General features: G+C 64.5%; 12 protein-coding genes. 5 read left to right on the top strand and 7 right to left on the bottom strand.

The genetic code is table 11. The features are described from left to right. Positions 1 to 71: 71 nt before the first annotated feature. Complete coding sequence (locus tag HYE77_RS31450; protein WP_177027873.1) at positions 72 to 2,633, top strand: TonB-dependent receptor plug domain-containing protein; 2,562 nt, start codon at positions 72 to 74, stop codon at positions 2,631 to 2,633. Between the two features lie 19 nt (positions 2,634 to 2,652). Continuing rightward, a complete protein-coding gene (locus HYE77_RS31445) occupies positions 2,653 to 3,732 on the top strand; it encodes an LLM class flavin-dependent oxidoreductase (RefSeq protein ID WP_010171267.1) in 1,080 nt (359 codons plus the stop codon). A gap of 97 nt (positions 3,733 to 3,829) precedes the next feature. Here the strand turns inward: HYE77_RS31445 and HYE77_RS31440 are convergent, their stop codons facing one another. The 7 genes from HYE77_RS31440 to HYE77_RS31410 all read right to left on the bottom strand — a co-directional run bounded on the left by HYE77_RS31440 (position 3,830) and on the right by HYE77_RS31410 (position 12,157). Next, positions 3,830 to 5,608: an ABC transporter ATP-binding protein gene (locus HYE77_RS31440; protein WP_087693863.1), complete on the bottom strand. Its 1,779-nt coding sequence runs from the start codon at positions 5,606 to 5,608 to the stop codon at positions 3,830 to 3,832. After that, on the bottom strand, positions 5,605 to 6,441 hold the full coding sequence (locus HYE77_RS31435) for an ABC transporter permease (protein ID WP_087693864.1): 837 nt from the start codon (positions 6,439 to 6,441) through the stop codon (positions 5,605 to 5,607). The genes HYE77_RS31440 and HYE77_RS31435 overlap by 4 nt, the downstream gene beginning before the upstream one ends. Continuing rightward, complete coding sequence (locus HYE77_RS31430) at positions 6,438 to 7,484, bottom strand: ABC transporter permease (protein ID WP_177068038.1); 1,047 nt, start codon at positions 7,482 to 7,484, stop codon at positions 6,438 to 6,440. The genes HYE77_RS31435 and HYE77_RS31430 overlap by 4 nt, the downstream gene beginning before the upstream one ends. After that, positions 7,477 to 9,027 (bottom strand): ABC transporter substrate-binding protein, encoded by a 1,551-nt coding sequence (locus HYE77_RS31425; RefSeq protein WP_087693866.1) that lies wholly within the window; start codon positions 9,025 to 9,027, stop codon positions 7,477 to 7,479. Before HYE77_RS31425 ends, HYE77_RS31430 begins: the two co-directional genes overlap by 8 nt. A gap of 3 nt (positions 9,028 to 9,030) precedes the next feature. Further along, on the bottom strand, positions 9,031 to 10,206 hold the full coding sequence (locus HYE77_RS31420) for an LLM class flavin-dependent oxidoreductase (RefSeq protein ID WP_177070495.1): 1,176 nt from the start codon (positions 10,204 to 10,206) through the stop codon (positions 9,031 to 9,033). 159 nt (positions 10,207 to 10,365) lie between these two features. Then, complete coding sequence (locus HYE77_RS31415) at positions 10,366 to 11,097, bottom strand: class II aldolase/adducin family protein (protein WP_003216972.1); 732 nt, start codon at positions 11,095 to 11,097, stop codon at positions 10,366 to 10,368. A 16-nt stretch (positions 11,098 to 11,113) separates the two neighbouring features. After that, positions 11,114 to 12,157, bottom strand: coding sequence for an ABC transporter substrate-binding protein (locus HYE77_RS31410; protein ID WP_177070493.1), 1,044 nt, complete (start codon positions 12,155 to 12,157; stop codon positions 11,114 to 11,116). Between the two features lie 412 nt (positions 12,158 to 12,569). Between HYE77_RS31410 and HYE77_RS31405 the strand changes: the two genes are divergently transcribed. The 3 genes from HYE77_RS31405 (at position 12,570) to HYE77_RS31395 (ending at position 17,555) form a co-directional block, all read left to right on the top strand. Then, a complete protein-coding gene (locus HYE77_RS31405) occupies positions 12,570 to 13,802 on the top strand; it encodes an acyl-CoA dehydrogenase family protein (RefSeq protein WP_177021448.1) in 1,233 nt (410 codons plus the stop codon). Positions 13,803 to 13,948: 146 nt separating this feature from the next. Then, positions 13,949 to 15,715 carry an ABC transporter ATP-binding protein gene (locus HYE77_RS31400; protein ID WP_177070491.1) on the top strand — a complete coding sequence of 589 codons (1,767 nt, stop codon included), beginning with the start codon at positions 13,949 to 13,951 and terminating at the stop codon, positions 15,713 to 15,715. Next, the gene (locus HYE77_RS31395) at positions 15,708 to 17,555 is read left to right on the top strand and encodes an ABC transporter ATP-binding protein (RefSeq protein ID WP_177070489.1); all 1,848 of its coding nucleotides are present in this window, start codon (positions 15,708 to 15,710) and stop codon (positions 17,553 to 17,555) included. Before HYE77_RS31400 ends, HYE77_RS31395 begins: the two co-directional genes overlap by 8 nt. The last annotated feature ends 54 nt before the right edge of the window (positions 17,556 to 17,609 follow it).

Here is a 17,609-nt window from a genome sequence, read left to right as displayed (position 1 = left end):
CTCATCGCCGGCAAGCCGGCTCCTACAAGGGACCGTGCGCTCTTCATTGTTTTTTATGGGGCACCTCTGCCATGCACGCTATCGCCTTGCGTTTACCTCTGCTGCTGGCCGCAAGCCTGCCAATCCAGGCGTTTGCCGCCGATACCCAACTGCAAACCGTGACCGTGCAGGCCAGTGCCAGCCAGTCCGATGATGATGCCCTGCCCACCCGCCCGCCGACGTCGGTGTACGGCGGCACGGAGACCAAGGTCCTCGACACGCCGCGTTCGGTGGTGCAGATCAACGCCGAGCAGTTGGCCAACGACTCGATCCGCAGCGCCGATGACCTGGTCAAATACGCCCCCGGCATCACCCGGGGCGGCGGCCAGAACGCCGGCATCGCCCCGCAGTTTCGCGCCCAGGGCTCCGAGGTGTTCCAGGACGGCCAGCGCGGTTACGGCGTGCGCCACCCGGCGAACTTCAACGCCTACGAAGGCGCCGACATCGTCGCCGGGCCGTCGTCGGTCACCTACGGTTCGGTGTCCGGCAGCGGCGGCTATGTGAACTACCTGAGCAAGAAACCCGACTTCAATGAGTTCAAGACCAAGCTCAGCGGTGAGCTGGGCTCGTGGATACCGGACGGCACGTCCCGCAGTTCCAACAAATTCAGCATCGACAATACCGGGCCACTGAGCGACAACCTGGCCTACCGCCTGAGCATCACCAAGCAGCGCCAGCAGGACTTCTACGACAACGTCGACAACAATTTCGACGCGTTCTACGGCGCCCTCGCCTGGCGCAACGACAACGTGCGGGTGGACTGGAACGCCAGCTACGACAACTACTACGACTACAACATCACCCACGGCTGGAACCGCGCCACCCAGGACCTGGTGGACAACGGCAAGTACTACGCCGGGCGCGCCACGCCGATTATCCAGAACGGCAACACCCTGTGGTCGCCGGTGCTGGCCTCTGGCGCCGCCGATGCGCCAACCCTCGGCTGGGTCAAGCGCCAGCGCAATGCCCAGGGCCAATACAGCGTGGTGGACGGCAGCTTCCAGACCGCCTCGCCCAACACCCAGAGCAACCCCGGCAGCCTGCGGGGCTGGGTGTATGACCCGACGCTGGCGGGCAACGGCGAACGCTCGCTGTCCTCGCAAACCGGGCAACGCAAGGAAGACGAAAGCAGCTCCCGGCGCTTTACCACGCAACTGCGCGTCGAGGCCGACTTGTCGCCCACCATCACGCTGGCCAACAGCACGTTCTACGAACGCTCCAAGGACATCACCGATGCCGTGGGTTCGTTCCAGGTGCAGTCCAAAGACAACATTTTCGACAACCGCTTCGAATTCCGCTCGCGCAATGAAACCCGCCTGGGCGGCTGGACCCTGCGGGATGACAGCAACACCGGCCTGATCTATCGCCGCGAATTCAACCAATCGATTGCGGCCAATAACAGCTTCGGCTCCACCATCAACGCCTATGACCTGACCCAGAACCCCTCGGGCAAGAACCCCGGCGACCTGCTGGGCCTTACCGGTGCCAACCCCGCCGGCGGCAATGGCGCATGGATCGGCCAGCCCGGCGTGCCGCAGTATTCCAACTACTACGGCTGGCTGAACCTGCCACCGATGTACCCGGCCGGGCACGGGCTCTACGCCGAGTCTGTAGCGCCCTACACCGCCGAAAGCACCTGGACCACCAAGACCCTGTTCAGCCAGCACAACCTCAAGTACGGCGACTACTTCGGCCTGAACATCGGTGCCAGCCGCAGCTGGATCGAGGCCGAGATCGACAACCCGTTCGTGCTCGCCGGCGGCAACCCGCGCAAGGACAGCGACAACTACCGGCTGTTCGCGTTCCAGGTCAGCCCCTACGTCAAGCCCACGGAAAACACCACGCTGTACTACACCTTCGATCGCTCGCTGGCGGTCAACACCGGGTTCTTCTCCAACGGCCTGGGCTGGGGCAGCGGCAGTGGCGCCAACCAGCTCAACCCGTTGGCGTTCCAAAGCCTGAGCGTGTTGCACGAAGTGGGCGTGAAGGTCGAAGCGGTGCCCAACCAATTGTTCATGACCCTGGCCGCGTTCAAGCAGGCTCGGGACCAGGCGCCAGACAGCAACAACAGCATCGCGCGGCTGGTGATCAAGGGCGTGGAAGCCACCGTGCGCTATCAGCCGGATGACCACCTGCGCAGCGGCCTGAACCTGTCCAAGCTCAATGCCTACAACGAATTCACCTCCCAGGCGGGATTTGCATCGGCCGGGTTCGTGCCCGACAACGGCACGGTGTTCGGCGATAACAACAGCCTCAACCAGCGACCTTCCGGGCGTTTCGACGCGGTGCAGATTCCCGAATACACCGCCAGTGGCTACGTCGACTACCGCTTCGACTCGGGCTTTGGCGCCGAGCTGTCCGGCTGGTGGACCAGCAACTGGTACCTGAACCTGAGCAAGACCGTAAAGATCCCCAACGAATACAACCTCGACCTTGCCGTGTACTACCGCCAGCCGCAGTGGAGCACCACCTTGCGCGTGCTGAACCTGACCAACGAACTGAACTTCGTCAGCGGCCTGGCCGGCTCCACCAACACCTTCCTGCAACCGATGCCGGGCCGCACCTTGCTGGCCCAGGTCGACTACCAGTTCTAACCCTCAAAGGAGCCCCAGCATGTCCATTGAATTTGTCGGCATGATCTTCCCCCGCCAATGGTCCGAGACCCGTGGCGTGCGCAGCCCGGATTTCGACCTCGACTTTATCCGCCACCACGCCCGCGCCCATGAACACGCAGGCTTTGACCGGGTACTGATCGCCAGCGGGCCCGGCAGCGCTGACAGCCTGCAAATCGCCGCCTACGCGGCGGCGCACACCGAGCGCCTGGGCTTCATGATCGCCCACCGCCCGGGGCTCACTGCGCCGACGGTCGCAGCCCGCGCGTTTGCCACGCTGGACCACACCACCGGCGGCGGGCGCATTCGCCTGCATGCCATCACCGGCATCACCGCCGAACCCCAGGAAGGCGACTTCCTGCTGGACAAGACCGAGCGCTACCAACGCACCGACGAATACCTGGAGATCGTGCGGCGCACCTGGACCGCCGAGGAGCCTTTCGACTTCGAGGGCAAGTACTTCAACATCAAGGGCGCGTTTTCCCCGGTCAAGCCGCTGCAACAGCCGCATATCCCGATTTCGTTTGGCGGCTCGTCGGACATTGCCTACCAGATTGCGGTCAAGCATGCGGACCTGTATGCGCTGTGGGGCGAACCGTTGAGCGGTGTGGCGGAGCAGATTGCCAAGCTCAAGGCGGCGGCCAGTGCGGCGGGTGTACAGGCGCCAAGGGTGAGTTTGTCGGTGCGCCTTATCTTGGGCGCGACCGAGGAACTGGCGTGGCAGCGGGCCGAGCAGATTCTGGAGCAGATCAAGGCCAACCCGCAGTTCGCGGCGGGCAGCCCGTGGCAGAAGCGGATCAAGGGAACGGGATCGGAACGGTTGCTGGCAGCGGCGGCTTTAGGCGATCGGCATGACCGCGCGTTGTGGATGCCGACGGCGACGGCCGTTGGGGCGTATGGCGACACCACGGCATTGGTGGGCACACCGGAGACCGTGGCCCAGGCGCTGCTGGATTATGTGGATCTGGGGGTCACGACGTTTTTGAACCGGGGGTACGACCCGCTGTATGACACCGTGGATTATGGGCGGTGGATCATCCCGGCGGTGCGCGAAGAGGCTCGGCGCCGCAAGGCCGCGTAAAGGCGGCCTCCGCTATCGCCGGCAAGCCGGCTCCTACAGGTGTGCGCCTTTTACCGTAGGCGCCGGCTTGCCGGCGATCACTGCGCAGCAGTGCCAATCAGCCCAGCGATGGCGAATGCTCAAGCAACGTCTGCGTATACGCCGCCTGCGGCTGATCCAGCACGCTATCCACCGCGCCCTGCTCCACCACCCGCCCGACCTTCAGCACCAACACCCGGTCGGCAATCGCCCGCACCACGCCCAGGTCATGGGTGACGAACAGCAACGTCAACCCGTCCCGCTGCAACTGGCGCAGCAAATCCAGAATCGACGCCTGCACCGAGACGTCCAGCGCCGAGGTGATTTCATCGCAGATCAGCAGCTTCGGTTCGCACAGCAATGCCCGGGCAATTGCCACGCGCTGGCGCTCACCGCCGGACAGGCTATGGGGATACAACTCGCCCACCGAAGCCGGCAGCGACACCCGCTTGAGCACCGCCTCCACCCGCTCACGCGCAGCACTGCCTTTAACCGCAAAGAAGTGCTCCAGCGGTGCGCTCAACGTTTGGTACACCGTCTGCCGGGGATTCAATGCCCGGTACGGGTTCTGGAAGATGTACTGAATCTGGTGCCGCAAGCCCGCCTCGCGCTGCCGTGCCTGTAACGGCAGCGGTTGCCCCGCGTAACGCAGCTCGCCTTCGGCATTCTCCCCCAACCCGGCAACGGCCCGCGCCAGGCTGGTCTTGCCGGAACCGGACTCGCCCACCAGCGCCAGGCACTCCCCCGGCAGCAATTGCAGGGACACGTCAAACAGCACCTGGCGGTCGTACGCCACGTTCAACCCGCTGATTTCCAGCAAGGCCTTGTCGGTGCGCGCGTCCACCGCAGCAATCGGCGCCAGGGCGATGCGCTGCAACGGCTGACCATGGGGTGCAAGACACGCCACTTCATGCCCTGGCGACAGCGGCTGCAATAGCGGTTCCTGCTGCGAACACCCTGCCCGAAAACGCTCGCACCGCGGCCCGAAGCCACAGCCTTGAGGCCGCTGCCCAGGCGCGGGGGCATGCCCGCCAATCGCCCGTAATTCTCGGCGCCCGGCCACATCGGGAATCGCCGCCAACAAGCCCCGGGTGTAGGGATGGGATGGCCGACTGAACAAGGCGTCCCGAGTAGCCGTTTCAACAATCCGCCCGGCGTACATCACCATCACCCGGTCCACCAGGTCCTTGATCACCGCCAGGTCATGGGACACATACACCGCCGCCACGCCCTGGCTTTTGCACAAGCGGCGCAAGGTGGCGAGGATATGCGCCTGGGTGGTGACGTCCAGGGCGGTGGTCGGTTCGTCCAGCACGATCAGCCGCGGTTGCAGCACAAACGCCAGGGCCAGCATCACTCGCTGTTGCTGGCCGCCGGACAGTTGATGAGGGAAACGGCGCAAGAACTGCGGGTCATCCGGCAAGCCGACATCACGCAAGGTTTCAATGATGCGCTGTCGCTGCGCCGCCTTGTCCAGGCGCAGTTGATGCACCGCCAGGGTTTCATCCAACAGGCTGCCAATGCGCAGCGCCGGGTTGAGCGCCGTGGCCGGGTCCTGGGCGACATAGCCGATCAGGCTGCCACGGGCACGGCGCAACGCTTCACCTTCCAGGCCCAATAACGCCTGGCCCGCGACATGCACCTGGCCACCGACAATCTGTGCGCCGCGTCGGGCATGGGCCAGCAGCGCGGTAGCCAAGGTGGTCTTGCCGGACCCCGACTCACCCACCAGCCCGAGGATTTCCCCGGCTTCCAGGCTGAAGGACACGCCGGACAACACGTCCACCTGCCCCGCCAATTCAACCCGCAAGCCACTGACCTGCAGCACCGTCGTCGTCATCTGCGCGATTGCATTCATGGCTGTTTTTCTCCAAGGCGTGCGCTGCTGCGGCCGATGCCTTCAGCGAGGATATTGGTGCCATAGGCAAACACGCCGATCAGCACGGCGGGGGCCAACACCGCCCAGGGCTGCACCAGCAACCCGGCCTGGTTTTCATTGATCATCAAGCCCCAGTCCGCCGTCGGCGGCGCCACGCCATAACCGAGGAAGCTCAGGCCCGAGAGCATGCCCACCCCCCAGGTCAGCATGTTGCCAAAGTGCACCAGCAACGGCGTAAGGATGTTCGGCAGGATCTCCTTGAACAGGATCCGCCGCCGCGAGTAGCCCATCATCTGCGCGGCCTCGACAAACTCCTGCCCCGCCACTGCCACCGCGCTGGCACGCGCCAGGCGGATCACCCCCGGGATAAACGCAATCGACACCGTGAGCACGATCAACCACGGCGCGCGGCCGAGCATCGAGACAATCAACAGCACCAGAATCAGGTCGGGGAATGCCAGGGACACGTCCGCCAGCCAGGTGATCAACTGGTCCAGGCGCCGCCGCGACAGCCCCGCAAGCAAGCCGAGAGTACTGCCGACGGCCAGGGCAATGCTCGCCGCCGCCACGGACATCCACAGCACCGAGAGGCCGCCGCTGAGCAGCCGCGACAACACGTCATGCCCCAGGAAGTCATACCCGAGCAGCGCCCACCCCGTGGGCGCGCCGTACACCGGCCCGACCATGTCCGTCGAGCCATGGGGCGCCAGCAACGGACCGAACAGCGCCACGGCAATGACCAGCAAGGTGATCAGCGCGCCCTTGCGGGTTTGCGGTTCGGCCAGCCAGCGGGAAATTCGCGTCTTGCTCATGCATCACCTCGGGAGCGCCGCCACCACGGGGTGATTCCCCGGCGGTTGCGCGAAATCAGGGTCACGCGACGGGCCGTGCGCAGCTTGGGCGTGAGCAGCACCGTCAACAGGTCGGCCAACAGGTTGATCAGCACCACCGCCAGGGTGATCACCAGCACGATGGCCTGGATCATCGGCAAGTCGCGCATCTGGATCGCCGCGTTAAGGGCGGTGCCGATGCCGGGGTAACTGAAGATCACTTCGGCCAGCACTGCGCCGCCGATCAGCGTGCGCAAGGTCAGCGCCACGCCCTGGATCGCCGGGACCAGCGCGTTGGGCAAGGTATGCCGCCACACGATCCGCCAATGGGGAATGCCCCGCAGCCGTGCGGCGATCACGTAGTCGGACTCCAGCGCGTCGATCATCGCGGCGCGCACCATGCGCGTGAGGTACGGCAGCGCCGACAGGCTCAGGGCCAGAACCGGCAGCACCAGGAACGGCAACTGGCGCCGCAGCAACTGATCCGGGTCGAGGATCGACACCGCCGGCAACCAGTCCATATGCGGCATGGAAAACAGCAGCACCAGGCCGATGGCCAACAGAAAGCCCGGCGTGGCCTTGAGGAAAATCAGCAACGACAGGCTCCAGCGGTCAAGGTGGCTGTCGCGGCGCAGCGCCAGGTACACGCCGAGGCCCAGCGCCGCCGGCACCACCACGGCGATCACCCCGGCGAGCAACGCCAGGGTGTAGCCGAAACGCCCCCACAGGATGCTGCCGACCGGCGCGTTGGAATCCAGTGACACCCCGAGGTCGCCACTCAGGGCCGAGCCGAGCCAGCGCAGGTATTGGCGCAGGATCGGTTGGTCCAGCCCCAGTTGATGTTGCAGGGTGAGGATGCTTTCCAGTGGCGCGTCGGGGCCGAGGATCACCCGGGCCGGGTCCGATGGCAGCGCCTGGGTGGCGATAAACACCACCAGGCTGATCACCCACGCGGTGAGCAGGCCGTAGCCCAGGCGGCCGATAAACCACGATAACCAGGCCGGCGTTCGCAGGGGTTTAGACATGGTTCAACCACAGCTCGTCAAAGCGCCAGGAGGCGAAGGTGGTCTGTTCCGGCGCAAGGCCGCCGACCCGTACCGAGGCGGCGTCCAGCACATCGTTGAAACCCCAGATCAGCAGGCCACCGCGTTCGTGTTGAATCTGCTGGGCCTCGTGCACCAGGCCTTTGCGCAATTGCACATCCGGCTGGGCCAGGGCCTGGCGATACAGCGCATCGAAACGCTGGTCATGGAAGTTGCTGCGGTTGTAGATCGCCAAGGGCGCGTCGTTGTGCAACGCCGACGCGAGAAACCCACGGGCCGGGGTCGAACCCGGTGAGAGTTGCCACTGCTCGCGCTGCGGGCCGTTGAATACCGCGCCGTCGACCTGGGTCACGCGGACCTCCACGCCAGCCTTCTTCGCCTGTTGGGCAAACACCAAAGCGGCATTCACGCCGGAGCCTGACGGGGTCGTCAGCTCCACCCGCAGATCGGTCTGCCCGGCCTGGCGCAGCAGCGAGCGCGCTTGCTCAAGGTCATGGGGTCGCTGCGCAATGTCGCGGTTGTAGGTGGGGTCGTGGGGCGAGTACAGGTCATTGGCGATGCGCCCGAAACCGTTGAGGCCCCGGTCCACCAACTCTTGCCGATCAGCCAGCAAGCGAAACGCCTGGCGCACCCGTACGTCGTCAAACGGCGGCTTGGCCAGGTTCAGGTTGAAGCCGGTAAACGAGGTGCTGGGCGACACGCACAGCGACAGGCGCGAGTCGGCCTTGAGCAGCGCGCTGTGCTCGGCCTGCACGCCGCTGGCGACATCGATCTGCCCGGCACGCAATGCGGCCACCCGCGAGACCTGGTCCTTGAATTCGATGATTTCCAGTTCGTCGGCATAAGGCTGGCCGGGTTTGTAGTAATTCTCGAACCGGCTGTAGAGCGAGCGCTGGCCGGGCACGAAGCGCTTGAGTTTGTAGGGGCCGGCACCCACCGGATTGGTGATGGGGTCGTAGTCGGTGGGCACGATGCCGCCGAAGCTGATCAGGGTTTCATCCAGCGGGAAAAAGCTCTGGCCCTCCTTGAAACGGATTTCGATGGTGCGCTCATCCAGCTTGCGCAGCGCATTGCGGTCGATGGCGCCCACCAGTCCGGCAAACGGCGAGGCAAGTTTCGGATCGGTGAGGCGCAGCAGCGAGAACAGCATGTCGTCGGCGCCGATGGTCTTGCCGTGGTGGAACTCCAGGCCCGGCTTGATGCGGATGGTCCAGGCGCTGGCATCGGCGTTCGGCTCGGCGAACTCGGCCAGGGCCAGGCGGGTACTGACGTCGGTGTTCCATTCCCAGAACTTGCTGTACAGCGCCCAGCCGCGAATGATCCCGCCGCCCACCGGTTTGTGGGCATCGAGGTTGCCGGACTGGTCGCCGTCGATAATGCCGATGCGCAGGCGTCCGCCGGTGGTCGGTGTGGTCGACAACACCGCAGTCGGCGCCGCCCCGCTGTCACAACCACCCAGCAGCAAGCCGCCGCCGATGGCCAGGCTGTTGCCGAGAAACACTCGGCGGGAAAATCCTTCGCTCATCAGCTACGCCTCTTGCTGCTGCACGGCGTTCAGACGCGGCACATCAAAACCATGGTCCAGGTCGAGCAACGGGAACAGCAGGTCTGCCACCCGGTGCGCCTCATCGATCAGCGGGAAACCCGACAGGATGAACGCCGAGGTGCCCTGGGCTTCGTACTCACGGATACGCTCGGCCACTTGTTCGGCGCTGCCCACCAGGTAAGTGCCGGCGGCCGGGCCGAGGATGTTGAAGCCGAACAGGCTCGGGCCGAGCCACACGTTGGGGTAGATCTCCAGCTCGCGAGCCGTGGGCAGGCGGCCGGCGCGAATGGTCTCGACGTTGCGCTGGGTTTGCGGGTCGTCGCTGTGGTAATCCTCGAAGCTCACCCCGGGTGGCAACTGGCGCTCGATGGCATTGCGCGCAGTTTGCAGCGAGGTGCGTTGCAGCAGTTTCTCGGCGTGGGCCCAGGCTTCTTCTTCGGTCTCGCGCACGATGATTTGCAGGCGGGTACCGAAGGTCAGCTCACGGCCGATCTTTGCAGCTTCGGCGGCGACCTTGCGGAACTTGTCCCCCAGCTTTGGCGGCGTATTGGCGAAGCTCAGGTACACGTCCAGCAATTGCACCGAGTGTTCCACCCCTGGCCCCGAGGTGCCGGCGCCCCACAGCGGGATGCCCGGTTTCTGGTACGGCGGATGCCAGCCGCCCAGCGGATGCTTGGCCGCTCCCGGCGCACGCGGTGCGAGCTTGATGTATTGGCCTTCATAACCCCGAGTATCGCCGGCATAGAAGCCCTGGAAGGCGCGCCAGTATTCGAGGCTGAAGGCGTAGCGCTCATCGTGGGGGTAATGCACGCCGAGGGTCGCCAGGCCCGCATCATTGCCATTGACCACGTTGAACAGCAGGCGGCCATTGGAGAATTGGTCGAAGGTCAGGGCCCACTTGGCCAGGACTGCCGGTGACAGCTCGCCCGGGTGTTGCGCCACCAGGAAACGCAGGCGCTGGGTGGCGTCGATCAGCGAGGCGGCCACCGCCAGGCTTTCGTTGGGGCTGGAGCCCAGCAGCGAGCCGTAGAAACCCAGGCGATCACTGGCGACCGCGAGTTGCTTGAGATGCTGGAAGTCGGTCTTCCAGCGCCCTTCGAGCTCCCATGGATAAGGGCCGTCGGGGGTGGTGAGGTACCAGAGAATTTTTACCGCCATGGGGCAACATCCTTGAATGGAACCGCCCCTTGTAGGAGCCGGCTTGCCGGCGATGACGGTGGCACATCCAACAGGAATGTCGCCTGATGCACCGCTATCGCCGGCAAGCCGGCTCCTACAGGGGTCGTGGTGGTTTCAGTCACCGTGATAAGGGTGTGTTCAGTTTTTGCGGTCGATGGCGGGGACCAGGCCAAGCGCCGTGGCTTGCTCAAACAACCCACTCATCTTCCACTGCTGGGTCAACACCCCCGGCCCGTATGCCCGCGAACCGCCCAGGGCATCCGCCAGCAATTGCAGTTGCGCGCCCTCCTCCAGCAACAGGATGAACTCAGCCGTGGCCCGCAACCCCTGCTTGCCCCACACCGTGGAGCCGCCGTTGGCTTCGAGGATCGCCAGGTTGAAGGGGTTTTCCGCGATCTTGTCGAGGATGAAATCCACTTCCTGCTGGCGACGGTCGATGTACACCGGCAGTTCCCGCGCCAACTGGTAACGCTGCACCGGCACGTAATGGAACGGCAGCGTGCGGTGGGTCTGGGCCCAGGCCCCAAGGTACGGCGAGTGCACGTGGGAGACGGTGGTCACGTCTGCATGCTGCTGGAACAGCTTGGTGTAGCGCCCCAGGCCGCCCTTGCCCTTGCCGACAATCACGTTGCCGGCAAAGTCGGTGACGGTGGCCTGCAGCGGCTTGCGGTAGTTCCACGGGCCGCCGTAGTTGACCGACACCAGCAGTTCCTGGCCCGGCACGCGCTCAATAAAGCCCACGGTGCCGTTGGCGGTGATGGTGTTGGTTTCGCGGAAGACCGTGAAGGCTTCTTCGGCTTCCAGCAGGACCTTGTCGATAAAGGCCTGCAGTTCCTGGGTGATCGGTTGGGCGTGGACAATGGCAGTCATGGCAGTTTCTCCGGGTTCAGGCGCGGCGCTTGGCCAACAGTTCATGGGCAGCTTGCAGAGGGCGCGGGTCGACCCAGTCGGCGATCGCAAAATCGCGCTCCAGGAAGCCGTGCAGGTACAGGAAGTCTTTCTGGATGCCGAGGAAATCCAGGCGCTCGGCCGACAGGTCCGGCGCCAGGGTGGTATGGAAATCACCGCGATAGGCCTCGGCCACACCGGCACTGCCGGCGCGGGTTTCTTCTTCGAGAATCGCGTTCAGGCCGTCGCGATTGTTCGCGGCCCAGTCAGCCGCGTTCAGGGTTTGTGCGAGGAAACGCACCACCAGGTCAAAGTGATTGTCCAGCAGGCTCTGGTGGACGGTGATAGGGCGCGGCGTGCCGTTGTTGATGCGGTAGCGCGGCTCGGCGATCAGGTCCAGGTCGATGCCCACCACCAGGCCCAGACGGCGCGCGGCGTCGGCGGCCGAAGCGCCCTTGACGTACACCGCGTCCACTTCGCCGCGCGCCAGGTAATCGAGGCCCGACCACAGGCGTTGCAAACCTTCCTGTGGGTTGGGCGCCTGCTCCTGATCGTGCAGCGCGACCTCCACCAGTTGCACGTCATCAAAGCCCAGGCCGGCAAGGCTCAACGCGCCTTTGTAACCGTGCAGGCTCATGGCCCGGGCGATGCTCCCCGGACGGCTGTCACCCCAGGCCGGCAAGGCCAGGCGCTTGCCTTTCAAATGCTCGGGACGCGTGATGCCGGAGTCCGGGCGGACCAGGATGGTTTGCCATTCCTCGATCCAGGTCAGGCCGATCAAACGGCTCGGCGCGCCGGCGGCACGGGCGGCCAATGCCGGCACATTACCGCCTTCGCGAAACAGCCCCGGCAGCTCGTGATCGTAGTGGTGATGGCCCAGTTGACGGGCCTCCTGCAAGGTCGAGACCGGCAGGCCGTCGGCGGCGAATTCGTCGCCCAGCCAACCGAGTTTGTAGGCGATGCCGGAGGCGGTCGGTACCGGGCAGCGGGTAAACCAGATCTGCTCAAGCGCAGGCTTGGGCAGGATCGCGGAAAGGGTCATGGGCAGCTCCATTGAATTGGGCAAGGCAGTCCATGGAGGTATTGCAGAGGCCGTGCCAATTGGCCAAAGCCCCGGTTTGCAGGGCTTTGGCGCAAAGAGTCGAAGTACTGTTGCTGGCCTGTCAGCAGCGCTGCTGCTGGCCCAGCAGTCACCCGTTCGCCACTGCTGCCCCAGCAACACCCCGTTATCGCAGGCCCCGCCAGGGGTGGTTTTCGGCATTGGCGCAGAACTTGCTCAAGGCACCTTCAATGCCCGACATCCAGCGCAATCCCCTGTAGGAGCTGGCTTGCCAGCGATGGTGGTTAACGATGACGTGTACTGACGGGTTTACGCGGTGCACTTGAGTCCATCGCTGGCAAGCCGGCTCCTGCAGAGGGGCTTAAACACACGGGCCAAATCAGGGGAAGAAACTATGAGTACGTTCGAACAGGTACCGGTACGCCAATTGCACAGCGAGGCCGAAGCCATTGCCGCAGCCAAGGAAATCGCCGTGGAGATCGCCGCGATTGCCGCCGACAGCAGCCAGAACGGCCAGTTGCCGTGGCGCCAGGCGCAACTGCTGTCCCAAAGCGGCCTGACCGCCATCGGTGTGCCCAAGGCATTCGGCGGGCTGGGGGCTTCGGTGCAAACCATCGTCGAAACCGTGCGCCTGGTCTCGGTGGCCGATGGTGGTGTGGGCCAGTTGCTGCAGATTCACAACGTGATGCTGCGGGGCATCTTCAACGGCTATCCGGATGCGGTGCGTGATCGCCTGGTGGCCGATGTGCTGGCCGGCAAGCGCTTTGGCAATGCCCTGGCGGAAGTCGGCGGCAAGAACAAGTTCGCCCTCAAGACCCGCGTCGAGCGGCGTGCAGATGGCAAGCTGGTACTCAATGGCAGCAAGTTCTACTCCACCGGTTCCTACCTTGCCGAATGGATCTCCCTGACCGCGGCCTCGGATGACGGCGGCGCCGGCGTGCTGCTCAACCGCAACGCACCGGGCCTGACCCTGGTGGATGACTGGGAAGCCTTCGGCCAGAAAAACTCAGTCAGCGGCACGGTGAATTTCGACAATATCGAGCTGGATGAAGACTTCGTTTCGAAGCGCAAGGGCCCGATGAAACGCACCGGCCTGACCTTCCCGCAGATCCTGCATGCGGCGATCGATACCGGGATTGCCTCGGGCGCGCTGACCGCGGCGGTGGAGTACCTCAAGCACAACGCCCGGCCCTGGGTGGAAAGCGGCGTGGACCACGCCAATGAAGAGCCGCACATCATCAAGCAGATCGGTGAATACGCGGTGGCCCTGCGTGCAGCCGAGTCGCTGCTGCGGGATGCGGCGCGGGTGTTCGACGCACATGAGCTGGACCCGGAGAACAAGGAACTGCAGGACGAATTGATCCTGTCGGTGGCCACGGCACGGGCGCATTCGGACAGTGCTTCGTTGAAGATCTCCAGCGATATTTTCTCGTTGCTGGGGGCCAGTTCGTCGCTGAGCAAATGGAACCTCGACCGGTTCTGGCGCAACGCCCGGGTGCATACCACCCACGACCCGATTCGCTGGCGCTTGCACCATGTGGGCAACTACTACCTGAACGGGATTGATCCGGGGGAGTACACGGCGATCCTCAATGCCAAGGAAACCCAGGGCGCTACCACTCGCTAGACCAGCCCAACACATCCCTGTGGCGAGGGAACTTGGTCCCGCTGGACTGCGCAGCAGGCCCTGTTTTTGGGGTCGCTTCGCAACCCGGCGGGAGCAAGCTCCCTCGCCACAATTTGGGAAGGATCAATAAACCCAATGAGCTTTTCATGATCGAAAGACACCCCCTTCTGCGCAGCCTGGCGATCTACCGTGAAATGCCCTGGCGCTTCGCTCTGGTCGCCGGGCTGTTCGTGGCCATCAACCTCGGCCTGGTCTGGCAACAATGGCTGATCGGCCATGCGGTCAACGATGTCAGCGCCGGTCGCGCAGTGATCCGCCACGCCGACGGCAGCCTCGATGCCAGCCTTGGCTGGCACTGGCTTTGGCTGATGCTCGCCGTGGCCCTGGGCCGTGGCGCGCTGCAATACGCCGCCAGCGTCATGTCCCTGGTGCTCAGCCAGGAACTGCTGACACGCCTGCGCGAACGCATCCTCGCCCAGGTGCAAAGCCTGCACCTGGGTTATCACTGGCAGCACGGCATGGGCGAGATGATCACCCGCACCACCCGCGATGCCGACAAGGTGCGTGACGCGCTGATCACCTTCTGGCGCCAGGTGGTGGAAACCCCGCTGGTGGTGTTGGCCACCGTGGGCCTGTTGAGCTGGTACAACCCGTGGCTGGGCTTGGTACCGCTGCTGCTGACCGTCACCGGATTGTGGATTTTCGTGCTGCAAACCGAACGCCTGGTTGAACTCGACCGCAGCGTCGGCGCGGCCTACGACCGCGTCAACCAGGACCTCAGTGAAGGCATCGGCGGGGTGCGTGTGATCAAATCCTTTGCCCTTGAGCAGAGCCGTATCCAGGGTTTTTCCGAACAGGTTACAGTGTTCGCAGGCTTGGCCCGCCAGGCGCTGGCCTATTCCAGTTCACGCATTCCGCTGCCCCAGGCGGTGGTAGCCCTCGGACATGTGTGGATCCTGGTCTACGGCGCCCACCTGGTGGCGGCCGGTCAGTTGGGCATCGGTGAACTGGTGACCTCGCTGCTGATCGCCACCACCCTGGTATTTCGCATCGAAGGCATTGGCCGGGTGATGCAAACCTTCGCCGATGCCCGGGCCAGTGCCGAACGTATCTGGCAACTGCTGGACGCCCCCGTAGCGATACGCAGCGGCAGCGCCACCCTGCCCGCTTCGCCCCTGGGGTTGCGCCTGGAGCACGTCAGTGTCAGCGCTCCCGGCGGTGGGCGGGACATTCTGCATGACTGCTCGCTGGCCCTGGTGCCCGGCGAAATTGTCGCGTTGGTGGGCGCCACCGGCACCGGGAAAAGCCTGCTGGCCAGCCTGTTGCCACGCCTCACTGATGTGAGCACCGGGCGCGTGCTGCTGGGCTATGACGGCGCTGGCTGGCAAGACATTCGCGAACTTGACCTCGGTGCGTTGCGCCAACGGGTGCACGTGGTGCCGCAAGAGAGCTTCCTGTTCGCCGGCAGCCTCGCCGCCAACCTGCGCCTGAACGCTCCCGACGCCACTGATGAGCAATTGCTTGAAGCCCTGCGCCTCGCCGCAGCGGACGACATCTTGCTGCGCCTGCCCCACGGCCTGGCCACGCCGCTGGGTGATCGTGGCGTGACCCTGTCCGGCGGCCAGCGCCAGCGCCTGTGCCTGGCGCGGGCGCTGCTGGGCCAACCGGACATCCTGTGCCTGGACGACGCCACCAGCGCCCTCGACGCCATCAGCGAACGGCACGTACTGAACAACCTGCGAGAACTGCGCGGTACCACCGTGCTGGTGATCTCCAGCAAGTTGTCGACCATCCTCCTGGCCGACCGGGTGCTGATGCTCGCGGACGGCAAAATCGCCGCCACAGGCACCCACGCCGAACTGCAACACACCCACCCGCACTACCGCGACCTGCTGGGGATCGACCATGGCTAATCCAATCGCCGGCAAAGCCTTGAGCGATATCGAAATTGAAGAAATGCTCGCGAAAAAGGCCCTCGACCGCAGCATGTTCAAACGCTTGCTGCCGCTGCTCAGGCCAATCCGCTGCTCGATTTTCGCGGTGATCGGCATTGAGCTGTTGCTGGTGTTCACGGTGTTTTTGCGACCCTGGTTCGTGCGTGAACTGCTGGACCGTGGCTTGATTCAGCAGGCCGACCACTGGCTGCTGGACGAGCGCCTGGTGCTATGGCTGGGCGTGGGGCTGGCCGCCAGTTGGCTGGTGCGATTCCTGCTGGCCGGGGTCTCGCAGTTTGTTGCCGGTGGCGCGGCGATCCGCGTCCTGAACGCCCTGCGGGTGCAGGTGTTTGCGCATGTCCAGGGCTTGAGCGTCAGCTACTTCGACCAGACCCGTGCCGGGCGGATCATTTCCCGGGTTGACCGCGACGTGGACGCCCTCGAACCCTTGGTGATCCAGGGCCCGCCTGAACTGCTCGGTGCCTTGCTGCGCTGTGGCCTGGCATCGGTGATGCTGTGGCGTATCGACCCGCGTTTCTTCCTCAGCCTGGTGGCCACCGTACCGTTGCTGGTGCTGGCGACCTGGAGTTTCAAGCGGATCTCCCAGCGCAACTGGGCGCGGGTTGCGGAAAACCGCAGCCGTTTTACCGCACACCTGGTGGAAAGCGTCAGCGGCGCGCGGATGCTGCAGCAGTGCGCCCAGGAGACGCCGAACCTGCGGCGTTATCGCGGGCTGTTGGATGACTTCAACCATGCACTGATTCGCGGCAGCTTGCGCTCGGGGTGGTTTGCGCCCTTTACGGCGCTGCTGAGTTCGGCGGGAATCGCCTTGTTATTGCTGGTGGGCGGCTATGGGCTGGCGGCCGGTGAAGTGTCGGTCGGGCAAGTGGCCGAAAGTCTGTTTTACGTGTTCCTGTTCTTGGGGCCGTTGCAGGAGCTGTCGGACCTGTTTGAACGCTACGCCACCGGATCGGCGTCGGCGCAGCGGATTTTCCTGTTGCTCGATACCCAGGCGCAGATTACCGACAGCGCTACACCGCGCCATTTGGGCCGAGCGCGGGGTGAGGTGCGGTTCGAGCAGGTGGGTTTCAGTTATGTGCCAAGTGCGCAGGCGCCGGTGATCAATGGGCTGGATTTGCATATTCCTGCGGGTGAGGTGTTGGCGATTGTCGGGCCTTCGGGGCATGGGAAAAGCACGCTGGTGCAGTTGCTCACGCGGTTTTATGAGGTGCAGTCGGGCGTGGTGCGGCTGGATGGGATTGATGTGCGGGAGCTGGCCCAGCATGCGTTGCGGCGCAATGTCGGGGTGGTGTTGCAGGACAATGTGTTGTTCAGCGGGAGCATTCTCGACAACTTGCGGTTGGCGGCGCCGTTGGCGGATGACGCGACCCTGGTCGCGGCGGCCCGGGAGCTGGGCGCCGATGAGGTATTGGAGCGGTTGCCGCATCAGTACCACACCGAGGTTGGGCCTTTGGGAGCGTATTTGAGTCATGGGCAGCGGCAGCTCGTTTGCCTGGTGCGGGCGTATCTGGCGGACCCGGCGGTGCTGGTGCTGGATGAGGCGACTTCGGCGGTGGACATTCACACAGAGCGGCGGATTCAACGGGCCTTGCGCAGGCTGTGCCTGGGGCGCACGGCGATCATCATTGCCCATCGGCTGGCGACGATCCGGGATGCGGACCGGATTGCCGTGGTTCGGCATGGGCAGGTCGTTGAGCTTGGGGCGCATGATGCGTTGATTGATCGTGGGGGGGCTTATGCGGCGTTGTATCAGACGTATTTGCAGAGTGCTCGGGTGGGGGATTTGGTGGCTGGGTGATTGGGGGTATATCCGTTTTTGGGTGATGTTTGAGATTGGTTCCGCTCTTACAGC

The sequence above is a fragment of the Pseudomonas sp. IPO3774 genome (genome assembly GCF_013386835.1).
Taxonomy (GTDB): domain Bacteria; phylum Pseudomonadota; class Gammaproteobacteria; order Pseudomonadales; family Pseudomonadaceae; genus Aquipseudomonas.
Note: the sequence above shows the minus strand (reverse complement) of the source record. Positions and strands in the feature narration are given on the sequence as shown.

Excerpts from the sequence above, each read along its gene's own strand:
- HYE77_RS31420 (WP_177070495.1), bottom strand. The coding sequence starts at position 10,206 with ATGGCGGTAAAAATTCTCTGGTACCTCACCACCCCCGACGGCCCTTAT.
- HYE77_RS31400 (WP_177070491.1), top strand. The coding sequence starts at position 13,949 with ATGATCGAAAGACACCCCCTTCTGCGCAGCCTGGCGATCTACCGTGAA.
- HYE77_RS31445 (WP_010171267.1), top strand. The coding sequence starts at position 2,653 with ATGTCCATTGAATTTGTCGGCATGATCTTCCCCCGCCAATGGTCCGAG.
- HYE77_RS31395 (WP_177070489.1), top strand. The coding sequence starts at position 15,708 with ATGGCTAATCCAATCGCCGGCAAAGCCTTGAGCGATATCGAAATTGAA.
- HYE77_RS31450 (WP_177027873.1), top strand. The coding sequence starts at position 72 with ATGCACGCTATCGCCTTGCGTTTACCTCTGCTGCTGGCCGCAAGCCTG.
- HYE77_RS31405 (WP_177021448.1), top strand. The coding sequence starts at position 12,570 with ATGAGTACGTTCGAACAGGTACCGGTACGCCAATTGCACAGCGAGGCC.
- HYE77_RS31425 (WP_087693866.1), bottom strand. The coding sequence starts at position 9,027 with ATGAGCGAAGGATTTTCCCGCCGAGTGTTTCTCGGCAACAGCCTGGCC.
- HYE77_RS31410 (WP_177070493.1), bottom strand. The coding sequence starts at position 12,157 with ATGACCCTTTCCGCGATCCTGCCCAAGCCTGCGCTTGAGCAGATCTGG.
- HYE77_RS31430 (WP_177068038.1), bottom strand. The coding sequence starts at position 7,484 with ATGTCTAAACCCCTGCGAACGCCGGCCTGGTTATCGTGGTTTATCGGC.
- HYE77_RS31435 (WP_087693864.1), bottom strand. The coding sequence starts at position 6,441 with ATGAGCAAGACGCGAATTTCCCGCTGGCTGGCCGAACCGCAAACCCGC.
- HYE77_RS31440 (WP_087693863.1), bottom strand. The coding sequence starts at position 5,608 with ATGAATGCAATCGCGCAGATGACGACGACGGTGCTGCAGGTCAGTGGC.
- HYE77_RS31415 (WP_003216972.1), bottom strand. The coding sequence starts at position 11,097 with ATGACTGCCATTGTCCACGCCCAACCGATCACCCAGGAACTGCAGGCC.